Origin of the sequence: Paenibacillus violae, assembly GCF_032461945.1 — a bacterium.
Lineage (GTDB): Bacteria > Bacillota > Bacilli > Paenibacillales > NBRC-103111 > Paenibacillus_E > Paenibacillus_E violae.
In genome coordinates this window covers 203,580-220,248 of the sequence record NZ_JAWCUD010000011.1, presented here as the reverse complement: position 1 = coordinate 220,248, position 16,669 = coordinate 203,580, and the positions used below count along the sequence as shown (strand labels likewise).

11 protein-coding genes are annotated in these 16,669 nt (G+C 41.5%); 7 read left to right on the top strand and 4 right to left on the bottom strand.

Annotated elements, in window-relative coordinates:
- The first annotated feature begins 624 nt into the window (after positions 1–624).
- Positions 625–1,977 carry a copper amine oxidase N-terminal domain-containing protein gene (locus tag RQP52_RS27305; protein WP_315954772.1) on the top strand — a complete coding sequence of 451 codons (1,353 nt, stop codon included), beginning with the start codon at positions 625–627 and terminating at the stop codon, positions 1,975–1,977.
- Between the two features lie 195 nt (positions 1,978–2,172).
- On the opposite strand, the gene RQP52_RS27300 is transcribed toward RQP52_RS27305, so the two are convergent.
- From RQP52_RS27300 to RQP52_RS27285, 4 genes are all read right to left on the bottom strand, one after another.
- Complete coding sequence (locus tag RQP52_RS27300; RefSeq protein ID WP_315954771.1) at positions 2,173–2,457, bottom strand: hypothetical protein; 285 nt, start codon at positions 2,455–2,457, stop codon at positions 2,173–2,175.
- A 315-nt stretch (positions 2,458–2,772) separates the two neighbouring features.
- Entirely contained in the window at positions 2,773–3,891 is a 1,119-nt protein-coding gene (locus RQP52_RS27295) for a GerAB/ArcD/ProY family transporter (protein WP_315954770.1), read from the bottom strand.
- A 233-nt stretch (positions 3,892–4,124) separates the two neighbouring features.
- Positions 4,125–5,309 (bottom strand): Ger(x)C family spore germination protein, encoded by a 1,185-nt coding sequence (locus RQP52_RS27290; RefSeq protein ID WP_315954769.1) that lies wholly within the window; start codon positions 5,307–5,309, stop codon positions 4,125–4,127.
- Between the two features lie 10 nt (positions 5,310–5,319).
- Positions 5,320–6,942 (bottom strand): spore germination protein, encoded by a 1,623-nt coding sequence (locus RQP52_RS27285; RefSeq protein ID WP_315954768.1) that lies wholly within the window; start codon positions 6,940–6,942, stop codon positions 5,320–5,322.
- A 501-nt stretch (positions 6,943–7,443) separates the two neighbouring features.
- Here RQP52_RS27285 and RQP52_RS27280 point away from each other — a divergent pair.
- From RQP52_RS27280 to RQP52_RS27255, 6 genes are all read left to right on the top strand, one after another.
- Positions 7,444–7,653, top strand: a complete 210-nt coding sequence (locus RQP52_RS27280; RefSeq protein ID WP_315954767.1) for a hypothetical protein — start codon at positions 7,444–7,446, stop codon at positions 7,651–7,653.
- 580 nt (positions 7,654–8,233) lie between these two features.
- A complete protein-coding gene (locus tag RQP52_RS27275) occupies positions 8,234–11,710 on the top strand; it encodes an alpha-L-rhamnosidase-related protein (RefSeq protein ID WP_315954766.1) in 3,477 nt (1,158 codons plus the stop codon).
- A gap of 190 nt (positions 11,711–11,900) precedes the next feature.
- Positions 11,901–13,661 carry a sensor histidine kinase gene (locus tag RQP52_RS27270; RefSeq protein WP_315954765.1) on the top strand — a complete coding sequence of 587 codons (1,761 nt, stop codon included), beginning with the start codon at positions 11,901–11,903 and terminating at the stop codon, positions 13,659–13,661.
- A gap of 22 nt (positions 13,662–13,683) precedes the next feature.
- Positions 13,684–14,340 carry a response regulator gene (locus RQP52_RS27265; RefSeq protein ID WP_315954764.1) on the top strand — a complete coding sequence of 219 codons (657 nt, stop codon included), beginning with the start codon at positions 13,684–13,686 and terminating at the stop codon, positions 14,338–14,340.
- Between the two features lie 92 nt (positions 14,341–14,432).
- On the top strand, positions 14,433–15,374 hold the full coding sequence (locus RQP52_RS27260) for a helix-turn-helix transcriptional regulator (protein WP_315954763.1): 942 nt from the start codon (positions 14,433–14,435) through the stop codon (positions 15,372–15,374).
- A 166-nt stretch (positions 15,375–15,540) separates the two neighbouring features.
- Complete coding sequence (locus tag RQP52_RS27255) at positions 15,541–16,596, top strand: autoinducer 2 ABC transporter substrate-binding protein (protein ID WP_315954762.1); 1,056 nt, start codon at positions 15,541–15,543, stop codon at positions 16,594–16,596.
- Positions 16,597–16,669 lie beyond the last annotated feature (73 nt).

The window sequence follows — 16,669 nt, the reverse complement described above, 5'->3', positions numbered from 1 at the left end:
TTTAGCCTGTTAGCTGAAGGAGGCGCAATATTATGGTTAATGATCCCGACATTAATTTTCTTAATAATCGCGCTGCCGATAAGCCTCTATAAAGGCATGAAGAAGGATAGTGAATATAAAGGTTAATACATTAACTGTTGGTTCAAATATGGAGCAGATTGCCTCGTGCTGGTAACTGTTCCTTTTTTGTTGAAGTACGAGCAGTTTAGTTGAAAAGTTCCGATTCGGATATGCTGGGTCGGAGTTCCTGAAGGGGCGAACATACATATACAATGTAATATTAATTTACATGTTTCGTTGACGAGCCTATGATTCTACTATATTTTCATATTTTGTTACAAATCATATGTGGACATCCGCTTCTGATGAACGGAAATATCCACTTTTTTTTGATGAGATTTAGGGGGACTCTAAGGTTAGATTCAAGTCTCAGATATTGGGTTTCAACAGGCTTTTCCACGTCAAAGTGTTTTAAAGCTGTTAACCATTTCAGATTTATTGTATAGCAAATATACGAGTGCATTATGAAAACATTAACAAATTTTTAAAATAGCATAAAAACGTATTTTACATAACTCATATATAGTAGAAACTATGCATTTAAATATTTTAAGGAGAGATTCGATGAAGAAGATGTTGAAGCGGATTGGAGCGGCTTCAGTCATGACCGCTATGCTGGCCGGAGGAGCTTCCGCCATAAGTGCCGCAGACACTGATATTGCACTCCGTTCGGCAATGGAAAGTATGAACGGCACGTTAGGCTGGGCATATGATACCCAGATGATTATCGTTGACGTGGCCGGCAGCAAAGCCAGCCTCAAGGTGGGTTCGACTGATGCGACGATCAAAGGTCAAGCGGTTAAGCTGGATAAAGCACCCTACGTTATGAACGGAGCGACGCAAATTTCTCCTGCGACTCTGAAGCAGATTCAGGATGCTCTCAAGGGTAGCGACAAGCTGTTGTTCACGTTCTCCTCTGTGGGTGACTGCCGCATCGAAGACGGCTATCCTGGAGCTTCCGCACAGGATCTGAAGTGGATGGTCAATACAAAAGTACTGACCCGCATGACTGATGAGATGGAGGCCAAGAAATCGAACATGCTGCTCTTTAACGGCGATATGATTTTGGGATACTCGAAAAACTCCGACGTCAATTACTTGAACCGTCAGTACGCCTACTGGCGCGGTGTGGTTGGAACGGCCTTCGAGCACGGCATGTACGTATTCCCTGTGCCTGGCAATCATGAGATGCAGGACAAGTACAAGGATGATAATGGAAAAACGGTGAAAAAAGCTACAGAGTCAAACGAGAACACCTGGCGTGATAACATGGGCGACATTATCGTTGATTCGCAGCGGTTTTCGCAAATCCTCGGTGACAACATCGCTGGCTTCGATCCGAACAATTTTCCGCAAATCGGGGATGTAGACAAAATTTCCACAAACCAAAAGCAGCTCGATTATTCGTTCGACTACCGAGGATCGCACTTCGCCATCATCAATACAGATCCGACAGGAAACGATTCGCATGCTCCAACTGAGTGGTTGGCTAAAGACCTGGCAGCTGCCAAAGCTCGTGGTATGAAGCACAACTTTGTATTTGGCCATAAAATGGCTTACACGTATATCTATGATCCTTCAATTACAGAACCGGGGGGCCTTGACGCAGATAAATCTGCTGCGGATGCGTTCTGGAAGGTGATTGAAGATAATAAAGCGACGTACCTGAGCGGTCATGAACATATAACGGATATCAGCCGTCCGAATAACGGCTCCGCGTACCAAATCATTGTAGGCTCCGGTGGTTCGCCATTTGAAGCCGTGAAGCCGACCGGTAAGGATACGGATCGTTACTATTCCTATGTAACAGCAAAGGTATACGAGAGCGGCAAGGTGCATTTCGATGCGTACGGTTTCGATGCGAACTTTGGTCCTACGCAGAACTACATGAGCTGGGATCTGGAGCAGGGCTTCTAATCGGTCAATGTATAGTGAAGAGGGTTGGCGACTGCGCCAAGCCTTTTTTTGTTTTTTGCGCCTTGCCAACCCGTCTAGGTGTCCGACGACACAAACATAGGTGCATAATCGCGGTGGAGTTATAGGTTGGATTAGTAAATGTTTTTCACGTGGTCGTTAAACGAACGGGCAGGATAACGCAGTGCGATTCAGGTGCTAGTTTATGTTACAATATAAGGAAAATATTAGGAGATTCAGCGTCTGAATAATATGAAGATCGTACTCACTCTCCAGGCAAATGTGATAAAAAATGAGATCGGCTTCGTGAATCATCTGCATCATTTCCCCCATGCTTCGGGTGGTGAGCTCGATGCGAATTCCGGCTTTGGCGCACTGCGCACCAATCCGCTGGGCATCTTCACTGTTTTTGCTGTAGATGTACATTTGAATCGGCTCGCCGTTGTACCCCATCTCCTCAAGAGCTTGCGATGGAATCAGCATACTTGAGATGCTTAAAACCTTGGAATGCAACCCGATTTTTTAATATGACAAAATCCTTATTTATTGAAAACGCTACCAGATGTAACTTTATGAAAAAAATTTATTATATACACCAAAGATGATGGAGGAGGTCGAAGGCAAAAATGATTATTTATTATTGTGCCCATTGCAATATGTTGCATTCCGGACCTCTCTATGAGGCCTTTCCAGTTGCTGCAACTTTCATGAAAAAAGGCGTCAATGTCATCGAAAGAACAAAAGGCTGAACTATATCAGAAAGCTGAATTACTTTAAATTCTCATAAAGAAGCAGCAATCATTTATTAGGTAAAGGATTTGTAGGGGCATTCCTTTTATTTAATAATGAGCGAAGCAGATCAACCATCAAATAGAGAGAAGGAATAGTATCCAAGAACAAGAGTAGAGCGGCAGCACCATAATTCATTACATCCACAAGAACGGTTGTAGATTGGAAAGCAAATAACGCAATACCAGCCATGAAAGTGGCTGTGGCATAAGTAAATGGTTTGTGATCTTTCAGACCGAATGTATGCGTTAGACTGCTAACGGCTACGTACAAAAAGAGACTTACTTTTAGAAACATACTGTATATCCAAAATATGAGTAACAGAGGATCGAGATTCTCCAAAAAAGATCCTGATCGTGTATAGCGAATGACTTCAAGGGTAGGCGAACTCAGGTTTTCAGTTAACTCTGGACCGAAAAGTAAGATGGTCGAAATCACATCGCTGAGCGTAATGAAAACAACTGTGATGGTCGCCCAACTGAATGATTTCATTAACTTACCTGGTTGTATCATATATGGAAAGAAATAAACAATGTTACTCATCTCCCCGATTAATCCTCCCATGATCAAACCTCCATTCCATGAACCTGGCATATTAATATTGTGTATAAATGCAACAGCCATATCGAAGTTCAAATCCTTTATAGGGATAAATGGTAAAATCAAAATGGCAATTATACTGAAAAAAAACAACCCCTGTGCACTCCGAAATAAAGTGATGGCTCCGGAGCGTACGGCTCGAGCTAAGCAGAAAGTGAATACACTGCCAATGACCCAATTCGGTGTGCCCGGCAAATAAATTTCGCCAATAAAATCTAATAAATACCTTAAGACCATGGCTCCGCAAATTAAATTGGCGAGGATGACAGTCGCAAATAATGGATAATGAATCCACTTACCCATAATATCTTTACCATACTGACCGAAAAAAAGTGTAGGCCTTCTTATGCAAAGGAAGTAAGCGCAGTAAGAGATAACTAGACCGACAAGCCCTCCTAAGATGATGGAAATCCAGGCTGAGAATTGGGCTTGTTTAATGATCTGTCTTACAAAGATGCCGATCGCTGTCGCATACGAAACCTGCGAAAAGAACATATAAACTTGCGAGGGTGTAATTTTATTATTCAATGCTTTACTCCTTTAATCTTCCAAGAAAATGATTTTTTGTAACGGGTAGAAAACGGCTTTCATCAAATTGAAAACCGTCCAGCTATTCCTGAATAGATATAGGACTAATAGAAATAGCATAATGAAGAAAACGTAAGCCAGCACTATACCGAAGGTTTTTGTGCTTCGGTTATTGCGCTTTAGATACCTCCATTCCAAGTAACCTATTGCACAAAAAATGAGTACGATTATCATCATTGGTGTTCCTCATCTTGATGAAGAAATCGATTCCATTCAGGTTTCTGCACGGCCCCTATCCGTTTAATGGATATGTCTACTTGTGGATCGATGACTATTTTTGATTCATACGTGTTTCGCCAGTTGTCCTCTACAGAGTTCCATTCGTTAGGATATCGCCACTTTATTAATTGACCAAGTTGAAACACGTCAGTTTTCATCGCTTTTGACTTTATAATGGTTTTGGTTATAATTCCTTCAAGCAATGATTCAAAGCTTTGTTCAAGCGATTTAAGCTCCCGAGGATTCGTTAAATCGATATTAGACTCCGATGACATCACAGTAGCGTCGCCGCGGCATAGGATGTTCATTTGAATATGATCGCTATTAATACTTGGTACTATCTTCGTATTAGAGCTTCGCACCATCAAGGTAACTAACTTTCCGTCAGTTGGAGAAATGACCCTATATTGAGCGTGATAGACGTCATCAAAAAGCCATCGGGCACCTTTGGTTTCCTTCATATCAAAGGTGCCCACCATTTTGGCATTTCTGAAAATAGCCATCCCGCTAGTCCCCATCCATTGTGCCCCCTCCTTCTCAAATTCCACGCCTGCTTTGCCAATGAACAGTATCGGTAAGGCAAAGTCACCTTTGCGATAAATGGATGTCAACATATTCTTAATTGTAACTGCATGTACGATCTTTTCTTTGGTGTACGATAACAGGATATCTGTCAGGAATCGTTCGAAGACCATGGGAATGGAACCAACCTCTTTACTATTACCATCAACTACAAATAAATTAACATTCAGATGGAGGGCTGGTTGCCGGGACAAAAAATCGATAAACGGTTCCAATCCTACCTCAGTAGCTAATTGTTTGCTGATAAAGATATTACGCATTTGCCCGAAGGTAACCCGACGGGGTAAGTCGGACAGAATTTTACTGTAAGCTCTACTAATATCTTCACTTGACTTTGTGACATATGTAAATGGAGGGGAACTATTTTCTCCTCCAGCTTTACTAGTAACCATACGATTGGGGAGCGGAAATCCCAGGGTTAATTCCACTCCTATATCTGATTTATCGATGAACATAAATCTTGCAAAAGACCGTTGATTAATCTCGATAGAGGACCAACAACCGCTTAGACTAAATGAAAGGCTAATAACAAGAAGTTTAATAAGTCTTCGTATCATGGGAAGTTTGTTATTCCTCCTCGAGGTGATTATCTTCTAAGGATTGAGCCCATTTTCGGGAGTTGGTCGGCTGTCGTATACCACCTTGGCTCAAGCCAAATAAACTCGTTCGGGTGGTTAACTTCCACCAAGGTGCTCTTCCTAACGTATCCTTAAGGTCATTTGGGACAAGCGGAGCAACCGGAGCCAGATAGGGAACACCGAAAGAACGCAATTCCAACAAATGCAGATAAATCAAAATCATAGCACAGGCGATACCGTATAAGCCTAGAATGCCAGCGAGAATCATTATTGGAAATCTTAACATTCGAAATGAAAATCCAAGTTCAAAATGTGGGATGATAAATGATGAGATTCCGGTTAGCGAAACGATGATGACCATTGCTGCGGATGCAATACCGGCTTCAACTGCTGCTGTACCAATAATTAAGGCTCCAATGATCGAAACAGATTGCCCGATCGTTTTCGGAATTCGGACAGATGCCTCCCGTAGTGCTTCAAATGAAAGTTCCATCATAAACGCTTCGAAAAATGAGTTGAACGGCACTACCTCTCTTGAAGATGCCAAAGTTATTAGCAGTCTCTCGGGAAGGATTTCGGGATGAAATGTTGTGATAGCTATGTATGCGGATGGTAGTAACAAAGAGACGAATAGAAAGAAATATCGAATATAACGAATCCAACTTGCGGCTATATATCGATGGTAATAATCTTCTGCTGCCTGCATGAGCATAAAAATCGTTGTAGGTGCAATAAGCGCAATTGGAGTTCCATCTACCAAGACACCAATACGTCCTTCCAACAATGCAGCGTTAACGACATCGGGCCGTTCTGTTAATTGCAATTGAGGGAAGGGAGAATAGGGATTATCTTCGATACATTCTTCAATGTAGCTTGTCGCTAGTATGCCGTCGATATCTATAGAGGACAAACGCCTCTTCATTTCTTCGACCAACTGTTGACTGCATTTTCCATGCAAATATGTTATCGCAACGGAAGTACTCGTTTCTGTACCTATATGCATCATTTCCACTTTAAAAGAGGGAGATTTCATTCGTCGGCGCAGCAAGGTTAGGTTCGTCTCTAGATCCTCCAGAAATGCTTCTCGTGGTCCACGAATAACGGTTTCATTTTTTGGTTCTTCAATAGCTCTTTTTGTAAAGGAAACCACTGAAATAGCAAGTATTCTCGGATCGCCGTCGATCAGGAGTAAGGCATCCCGGTTTAAAAGCTTTCGAAGAGCTTCTTTCAAAGTATATTGAATACTTTGCTCGGATATAGGCAAATGCTTTTTGTCCATAATTAGGCTAATAAATTGTTCAATAGACATGCTGGCGTCTAGTGTTGTTATGACTCCGAGAACGCTTTTTTCAACAGTTTTATGATCAATCATGCCTTTTAGATAAATCAGAGAACATCTTACTTCTGGTCCTGCTACAAACTTGTGGTACTGGACATCGGACGAGTTGGAAAGGTTTTGCTGAAACCACTCCAACCGCTTGCTAATATCAATACACTCCGCAACCTCAAGTGGTTCATTGTTAGGGTTACTGCTCTGTTCCCTAGGTAGATGAGCAGTAGATTTGGCTTGTGTCTTACCAAACATCTTCTTCAACCAAAATTTTTTTGACATAGGATGCCCCCTATAACTAATTATCCTATTCTTTCACATTCATCCTTTTTTATGCATTTTTTGGTTCTGAGTATGTTGATATTATTGTTGTGTACACGATAATGGGATAGGCAAGTTATTTGGAGAATAGAACTACATCGTTATGCAGGTATTAAGTATCGTTTCCTATTCGATCTTATCGTTTATTTTTGATGCTCAATTTTGGATAAGGAGTTGGGGAACTGTTTCAAAATTGCGATTTAACGAATGGTGTTCTATTTGGAGGTTGCAATGGGGGAAGTTTAGGTATTCTATTTAAAGAAGAAATTGAGGAAAAGAAATAACTACAATGGATCATATGGTTCAGTATGAACACCGAATATAGTGATTGTAACTCTAAAGCTGCCAATGACAAGAGGACAGGAGGAACCGATGTGAATATCATTATTGTTGATGATGAAAAGTTGATTCGACAGGGTCTGTCTTTTTTAATTGCGCAGATGGGTACAAGTGACAACGTGATTGGCCGATGTAAAAATGGCCGAGAAGCACTATATGATTCAGCAACATGTACGCTATCCAATTACGATTGGCGTGTCTACGGTCCATGAGCATATTCGTGAGTTATCTGGCATGTCATCACAGCTTGATGAGGTATTTAGGGCTCGTCTTACAAGAAATGGGTTGGCTGTACACCAACAGAATATCGAGAACGTTATCAGCACCAACTGATGTTGTGATGAATTGGAATCGGTTCAAAAGGTTGAACGAGAAGGGGGAATACTGTGATGCGAGAGGATGAAGCGATGTTTCAAAACCCGCCCGCGATGTACAGACCTGCTCCACTTTGGGTTTGGAACGATGACATTAGCGAGGCCAAGTTGTTGGAAGCAAGCGCCTAAAGTGGGGCAGCCGAGCGCAGAGCAATATGATTTTATTCCTTATGGTTTATTTGGACCTATCCGGTTAAGATGCTGTTAATTACAGTCTAATAATATCCCTAATCGAGCGATTGATTTGCATCGTTATTAGGGATATTTCCACTTGTTTTCGATAGATACATAGTGAATCAATAGATAAAGAATAGACACCTATTCCAAAGATTGTATCCCTATTCAGTGATAAAACCATTCATTTATAATTTAATTACTTGGAAGAAAGTTATTCGAGAGAGGAGGAATTGCAAAAAGAATCATAGTTTAAAAAGAGAACGCTATCATTAAAATTCCAAAAATCGAGGGTGGCGATATTACTGTTAACTCCGGTTTATTCCGCCAATCAATCTAATATTTATTATAGGAGGAAAACAAACTTGAAGATCTCAAAAAAGCTTAACTTGCTTACTTCAGTGTTAGTGTTTTTATCCATACTAGGACTGAGCGGGCATACGGCTTCTGCACAAACTACACAAACCATGCAAACGAATCTATGGCCCTCGAATCCAAACTGGCAAAAATATGTGCAGGCTCCTACGTCAAGGGATGTTCATCCTGTGAAAGTTGTAAGCATTTCCGGTGATGTAACCAATCCCCAAGCTCTAGTAAACTCCGGAACAGGTGTGACGACGTTAACAATGTTACCGGGTGGTCCAAATCCCACAATTATTATGGATTACGGTAAAGATGTAGGTGGGGTGCCAAAGTTCCAAGTAACCGCAGCTACGGGTTCACCGACCTTGCAAGCTGGATATAGTGAGTCTGAAAAGTTTATAAGCCCCACTGGAGATGGCGGTTCTCCATGGGCAAGCGGTGATCCTAAACGGTATGATACTTATACGATTACTGGCCCAGGCACGGTCACTAACCAGTACATTCAGGGTGGGCAACGCTATGAAGAAATTACATTAACTTCTCCTGGAAGCGTTTCACTCAGTTCTGTTGGGATTTACTTCGAACCTTATCTCGCCAATGCGAATGATTATAAAGGTTATTTTATTTCTAGTTCCGACCAACTTAATCGGATATGGTACGCAGGAGCATATACCGCTCAACTCAACCAAGTACGACCTGGAACGGCAGAACCACCCATATGGACAATTGAGGACAACACGTTGACGACTGGAGGAACGAGTGCAGGACCTGGATATCTGGAAATCGGCAGTAATTGGTCGGACTATAGAGTCAGTTTCCGAACGGCAATCGATCAGAACCAATCTGGCTGGGTTTTACGGGCAGCTCCGGAATCTTACTATTTGTTCATTTTGAATGCTTCCAATGACACAGTGGGTACCCCCAATACTTTGCAACAGGTGGTTTATACTTCAACCGGCTATCAAGTGATTGGTAATGTTCAGATGCCTTACAGTCTGACACCTGGGGTTTACTATGATGTAGAGTCGGTTGTTCAAGGGAATACCGTGACTACGTATATCAATGGGCAAAAGGTGGCGAGTTTTGATACAACGACTTTAAAGTCAGGTATGCCAAATTTGCAGACTGGGACGTTCGGCTTCAGAGAGTTCTCTGGGGAAAAGGCCAAATTCAAGGATTTAAAGGTTACTGATTTGGCAGGAGCAGTTCTGTATGAAAATTCTTTTGGCGATTCTTCTGCGTTAAATGACTTTAGCATACCTAACAACAATGGAGAGAACACGCTCTCGTTATTAGTGGATGGTGCCAAGCGCGATCGTGCTATTTGGTCTGGAGATTTAAGTACCTTGGGGCCAACTGTCTTTGTAACAACTGCTGCAAATGAGTATATGCGGGATTCACTGGAGTTGTTTGGCAGTTACCAAGGGGCGAACGGATACCTACCTGGTGCTATTGCGCCGCAGGTGCCTTTGCACACAGGACCTCTCAACAGCACTACAATGTATGCGTATTCCGCCTCGTATTCGATGTACTTTGTAAGAGATTTGGCTGAATATTATCTATACACAGGTGATAAAACGTTCTTGGAGCAGGAATGGCCTGTTGTTCAACGAGAACTCGCTTGGAGCGCATCACAGGTCAACAACCAAGGATTGTTTATTACAGATCAAAGCAACGGAAATGATTGGGACTATTACGATGGACCCAAAAAAGGAGGAGTTACGGCCTTTAATGCGCTGTATTATCAGACGCTGTTGGATGGTGCATCAATGGCGAAAGCGCTAGGGCATACGGAACTCGCCGAACAGTATACAGACCAAGCAGCAACCCTCAAGAAGGCAATCAACACAAACTTGTTTAATCCGACGACAGGTGTTTATGATGTGAGCACAGAAATTCGCGGAACAATTGGGCAGGATGCGAATGCTTTTGCAATTTTGTTTGATATTGCACCAAAGAATCACGTGCCTGAAATGCTGGAAACTATGAAGAAGACCTTGTGGACTGCGCAGGGGCCACATCCTTTCTCGTCCAATACAGGGCTTTCAAACATAATCAGCCCATATGTCTCTGGATTTGAATTGCTGGCACGCTTGTCCGTTAATGACACAGATAATGCAATGCGCCTGCTTAACAGCATGTGGGTGCAGATGGTTGTAGAGGGACCTTATTATACCGGGGCGCTATGGGAAAATGTAGGGGTGAGCGGAGAACCTACAGCGGATACCAGTCTTGCGCACGGTTGGGCGACGACCCCTACCTTTGCGCTATCTCAATATGTTCTCGGAGTGGGTCCTGTTGACCCTGGCTATAAGACCTGGATCGTTCAACCCCATAGCGGCAATCTTGAATGGGCAGAAGGTCAAGTGCCGACGGAGTATGGTCCTCTCTCGGTCAAGTGGGGGCAGGATTCGAGTTCTCACCAGTTCGTGATGAATGTTCAATCGCCTGTTGGAACTACAGGAACCATTGCTGTTCCAGTATCGGGGAGTAATTCAATCATTCACATGAACGGCAAACTTATTTGGTACAACGGCCATCTCCAATCCGACGCAGGCGTCAAGGATGCCTCGACTGATGGGAAATACGTGTACTTAAATGGAGTAGCAGTTGGTGAGTATCAGATTGAAAGTCAAGTATCAGACAATAATGATGAAGAGCAAACCATGTTAGTGGGTCCATCGACGGTTACTTCTGGTCAGTCGTTTGATGTCACCTACCAATTATCTGGTGTGACTGAGAGTGTGTACGCACAAGATTTAACCTTAACGTATGACCCGGCACAAATGGAGTTTTTATCAGCAGATTCATTACTTACTAATTTGGAAATTGTAGCTATATCGGATGTATCCACAAATCCAGGTAAGATTAGAATCCTATCCGCAATAATTGGTGGAGATCATAGTGCTAGCGGTAATTTGCTGGTGTTTCATATGAGAGCGAAATCATCATCTTCCGCTCCAGCAACGTTAACGTTGTCAGACGTTGTTTTCGCGAATGGAAAAGGTGCAGAGAAGAATATTGCAGGTACCGCCTATAGTGTGCAAATCGCAGGTCCAATCAATAAAGACACACTTGTTGCTCTAATTACAGATGCACAAACTAAACACGATACAGCCACGGAAGGTACACACCCAGGTCAATATCCAGTCGGAGCAAAAGCTACGCTGCAAGCGGCAATCAATAAAGCTCAATCCATAGTTAATAATGCTTCTACTACTCAGCAACAGTTGGAACAAGCGACATCAGATTTAACTAGTGCGCTTCAATTATTTATTTCATCCATCCTTGTTTCGACTCCGGGAGATTTGAATGGGGATAATAGAATTAGTATAGGAGATTTAGCTATTATTGCTTCTTATTATGGAAAAATGTCCACGGATCCAAATTGGAATATGTATAAGAAATCGGATATCAATAACGATGGGGTTATCGACATCCTAGACTTGGCTGCATTGGCGAAGTGGATTATCGGTTAAACGTATAGCGAGGCGCAAAAGTGAAAGAGCGGCCGCAAGTCTGGTTGAACTTGCGGGCGTTTTTGTATGCGTGTATAAGAAGGGGAAATTGTAAACGACATATGGGGATGCAGGAAAATTGTTCCTTTTGCCGAATAAATAGACTACATATTATGAGGGGATTTTCTATATTTGGACAAGGAGTACGACAATGAGGAGACTACAAGTTAGGTTCCGGACAAAGTTATTTATCACATACCTGCTTCTTGTTTCTTTGCCTTTGTTCGTATTAGGTTATTTGTCATATCACCAATATGAAAAATCAATTGAAAGAAATGTTGGTGAGTATGTTCCTGCGATATTAAACCAGGCTAATGCAAATATTGATAAGTATTTGTCAGAACTTGTATCCATTCCTGATGTTGTAACAAGATCAGGTGAGGTTATGGCTATTCTCAGGAAAAATGAGCCGGACAGAGTTTCTATTAAAGAACAAGAGGCGTTTGCAGTTCAATCATATCTGGCTAATAACATTGTGAATGGTGGGCACCAAGATGTCATTGCTGTGTTTATACAAACGAAGAATCGTGTGTACTCAAGCTCACGATTGAATTTTCAGGGAAACGCCTTTATGCAAGAGAAAAATCCCTTTCAGCAAGAAATGGACTTACAAGGCAATTTATTGTTTGTTCCTCCTGAAAGACTTAAGCTCGTATTCGAGAACAATCAGCCTTATATTTCCATATACAAACAATTATATGATGCAGAAAACATGAATCCTCTTTGTACGGTGCTGCTCATTGTAAGTTTGGATGAAATATCCAAAATCTGTAACCGAATTCCGATTGCAAAAAATGGCATGGTTCTTCTAAATAATGAGGCAGGACAGACGGTATTTAATAGTTACAATGAATTCATCAGTAAAGTTGGAACGTCTGATATAAAGCTTTCTAAAGGTACTTCGGAATTCAAAATAAATAATGAAAGAATGATGGTCAGCGCTGATAAATCTGAATACACCAATTGGACTTTGGCCACTATTAATCCAATAAAGGAACTCATGAAAGAAACGATAGGGATACGTAATTTTACAATAGCGATCTTCACTATTTGTTTAATTGTATCCGCTCTCATTTCAATATTTCTTTCACAAACGGTGACTAGTCCTATTCGCTCTCTTCAGCTGTTAATGCGAGAAGTAGAAAAGGGCAACTTCCATGTGTCGATTCCCGTTCATCAAACGGATGAAATTGGGGAACTGGGAAACAGTTTTAATCATATGGTTGAACGAATTCAGGCACTTGTAAAAAGGGTCTATCAGGAAGAATTAAGACAAAAGGAAGCCGAGTTAATTGCCTTGCAAAGCCAAATCAATCCTCACTTTTTATATAATACATTGGAATCTATCCAAATGGTTATCGAGAATGACGATGGTGAAACGGCTTCTACCATGATTTCGGCGTTATGCCATATGCTGAGATTTACTGCAAGAAGAGGGGATATCGTGAATATAGGAGATGAGGTAAAGCATATAACTGATTATCTTTATATTCAAAAAATGAGATACGGAAAAAGATGTCAATATGTGATCGATATGGATCCGAATACTGTTCATTTCTTTACTCCTAAATTTATTTTACAACCCCTCGTTGAAAATGCGATACGCCATGTTGTTGAAAAAACGAATATGCCTACTCAGATTATGGTCACAATCTGCAAAATTGACGATGGTATTCAATTATTAGTTCAAGATAATGGGAATGGGATATCGTGGGAAAAACTGCAAAAGCTCCAAGGGAAACTTCAGGGTGAACAGCAAACCGATCAAAGGTATGGTATTGGATTACTAAATGTGCACAGCCGGATCCAATTGTTATACGGAATTGATTATGGCTTGACTGTTACAAGTATTGAAGGGGCAGGGACATCAATTAAAGTGCGCATTCCATATATAACAGAACAATCCAAATAAGCAGGAAAGGATGTTCAAAGTGATGTCTTTACGTGTACTAATTGTAGATGATGAAGAATTAATTCGTACAGGTATTGCGAGGCTGGTCGAACAGGCAGATGCGGCTTTTCAAGTTATAGGTACCTGCTCCTCTGCCAAAGAGGCAATAATTTGCCTTGAAATGCAGGAAGTTGATTTAATTATTACCGATATACGCATGCCCGAAATGGATGGATTGGAACTATTAGTTGAAGCTAGACGGCTTCGTCCGAATATCTTTAGCATGGTCATTAGCGGATATGACGAATTTGAATATGCTAGAAGTGCTTTAAAACTCGGCGTAAGTGATTATATTTTAAAGCCGATTGACAGAAAACAGTTTCGTGAACAATTACTTAATATGATAGTGGTGGTGACAACCCACAGGAAAAAGCAGTTTTTACAGCAAGATCTCGACAATAAGTCTCAGAAAGAGGTCGACTTTCAGGTGGGGAATTTTTTGAATTCTATTCTTTATGCAAGCAGACTTCCTCACGTAAAAGAATGGCAAGGGTTACTTAATCCTTTGTACCAATATCGACTTATTGCCGCCTCTATTGACCGAATCCATAGTACGTATTCTTATTCGCAAAGAGACTATGAATTATTTGAATACGTTATGAATGGAATTATACGCGAAATATGTAATGCGGAAACGTAGAATCAAGCATCTCTTTTCACTCTTGGATCGGTTTAGACGGTTGGGGGTGGATCCTAATCAACCATAATAAACAAAATGAGCATGATGGTGAAATGGATTTAGAAGACGCCTCTTGTTCAGAGGTAGATCTATTCTGTGAACGGCTTACGGTAAAGGTTGAAGAAGTTTTTAGGCAATATATCCCGGTTTCCGTCAGCTTAGGAGTAAGCAGTGCACTGGAAGACATATCTACCGTAGGACAAGCTGCAGCTGAAGCCAGAGCATCGCTGCAACGAAGATTGTTTGAAGGTGGGGGTAAATCTTATTGGTTTGAAAAACAGCCTAATTATAATTCGGTAAATGTGCAAGAGACTAAAAGTATAGCTTTGCGCCTATCGGATCTTGAGAACAAGCTTTTTAACGTGGTACGCCTAATTAATGAAGACGTTATTCGAACAACCGTAGACGATTTATTTGCCATTTGGAAGAAAAATGCTTTGGCTTCAAGTGATTTGCCTGCCAATGTACTTTCATTAATGCTGCGGGCAACTATCCTTATTGATGAGATTCGGCTTGAAGATCGCGATATGGGAAAGCTCATGTCCACTAGCTATATCGAAAATACTTGGAGAAAGATGCAAGTGTCTTCCGATGTTTTGGAGCTAAGGGAAGAATTAGTGCATTTTCTATTACTGATTGCAGGAAAGTTAAAAACATTGCGCTTCCAAAGCGAAAAAGAACCCGTTGAAAAAGCAAAAACCTATATCGAGCAGCACTTGGCAGAAGATTTAACGCTAAGTGTCGTCGCGGGCGAAATATACTTGAATCCCTCTTATTTCAGTAATTTATTTAAGATACAAACCGGAGAAAACTTTTTGAATTATGTCACTCGGATACGGATGGAAAAAGCGCGCGAGCTTCTGAAGGATAGAATTTTGAAGTTAAATGAGATTGCCAATAAAATTGGCTATCAGAACCCAAAATATTTTACCAAGTTATTTAAAGAATATTTTGGAATCACACCAACAGATTATAGGGAGCATCAACTAAAATAATGATTGGCCCGTCATTGCATGCGTGCAATGAGACGGGTCATTTTTATGGAAGAGCCAAAGAATGTAGCCGTAATCTAAAAAAAGGATATCTATGTAAGAGCCTCCACCTCTATTAAAATTAAATTGTATAGAAGAAGTGTTAGAACTAAAAGGGAGGAAATAAAAAATGTTGCAATCCAAAAAAATGCTAGGTACGGTTTTATGTAGTTTTCTTGCTATGTCCATCATGGCTGGATGTTCAAACGGAGGGAGCACTTCCTTCACTTCATCCAATTCCCCATCCACGGATAACAAAACGACTGCAACCACAGCTGCAAAGAAGGAATTTACGGTTGCTGTAGTACCTAAGCTTGTAGGTATTCCTTACTTTAACTCTGCACAAGCAGGCGCTGAACAAGCGGGAAAGGATTTGGGAATCAAAGTTATTTATACAGGCCCAACGCAAGCGGATGCCGCCCAACAATCGACGTTTATTCAGGATTTGATTACGAAAAAGGTAGACGCCATTGCCGTTTCAGCTAATGATCCAACAGCGATTGCTCCCGTACTCAAGAAGGCTCAAGCAGCAGGGATCAAAGTATTAACATGGGATGCAGATGCGCAAGCAGATTCACGAGATCTGTTCGTCAGCCAAACAAGTGATGAAGCTTTGGGTAGACATATTATGGATACACTTGCGCAACAAATGGGTGAAGAAGGCGAGTTTGCAATCATTACAGGGTCTCTGACAGCTGGGAACCTGAATACTTGGATGGATTATATGAAGAAACAAGCGGCTGAAAAGTATCCAAAAATGAAGTTAGACTCCGTAGTGCCGTGCGATGATGACCAGCAAAAAGCGCTCACGCAAGCGCAAAATCTGATCTCTGCGTACCCGAATCTGAAAGGAATCATCGGGAACAGCTCAGCGGCTGTGCCTGGTGCTGCAGAAGCTGTGAAAAAGGCGAACAAGAATGGTCAAATTAAAGTCGTTGGTTTGTCCACACCGAACCTAATGAAACCGTATTTGAAAGATAATTCGGCTCAAACGGCCACGTTATGGAGTCCGAAAAAACTGGGCTATTTAACTGTAGCTGCTGCGAAAGATCTACTAGATGGTAAAACGCTGACAGATGGACAAGACATTCCAAATGTAGGTAAAGTATCTATCCAAGGGAAAGTCCTTATCATGGGACAGCCAACCGATTTCACCAAGGATAATGTGGATCAATACGACTTCTAAATTAACGTATTAGACAAGGAATCCCTAATCGTTAGAGGTTAGGGATTCTGCCATTATTTAATAGAAAGGGGTG

What these genes read in the sequence shown, in the direction of transcription:
- RQP52_RS27305 (WP_315954772.1), top strand. Translation starts at nt 625, where the DNA reads ATGAAGAAGATGTTGAAGCGGATTGGAGCGGCTTCAGTCATGACCGCT.
- RQP52_RS27300 (WP_315954771.1), bottom strand. Translation starts at nt 2,457, where the DNA reads ATGCTGATTCCATCGCAAGCTCTTGAGGAGATGGGGTACAACGGCGAG.
- RQP52_RS27290 (WP_315954769.1), bottom strand. Translation starts at nt 5,309, where the DNA reads ATGATACGAAGACTTATTAAACTTCTTGTTATTAGCCTTTCATTTAGT.
- RQP52_RS27285 (WP_315954768.1), bottom strand. Translation starts at nt 6,942, where the DNA reads ATGTCAAAAAAATTTTGGTTGAAGAAGATGTTTGGTAAGACACAAGCC.
- RQP52_RS27270 (WP_315954765.1), top strand. Translation starts at nt 11,901, where the DNA reads ATGAGGAGACTACAAGTTAGGTTCCGGACAAAGTTATTTATCACATAC.
- RQP52_RS27265 (WP_315954764.1), top strand. Translation starts at nt 13,684, where the DNA reads ATGTCTTTACGTGTACTAATTGTAGATGATGAAGAATTAATTCGTACA.
- RQP52_RS27260 (WP_315954763.1), top strand. Translation starts at nt 14,433, where the DNA reads ATGGATTTAGAAGACGCCTCTTGTTCAGAGGTAGATCTATTCTGTGAA.
- RQP52_RS27255 (WP_315954762.1), top strand. Translation starts at nt 15,541, where the DNA reads ATGTTGCAATCCAAAAAAATGCTAGGTACGGTTTTATGTAGTTTTCTT.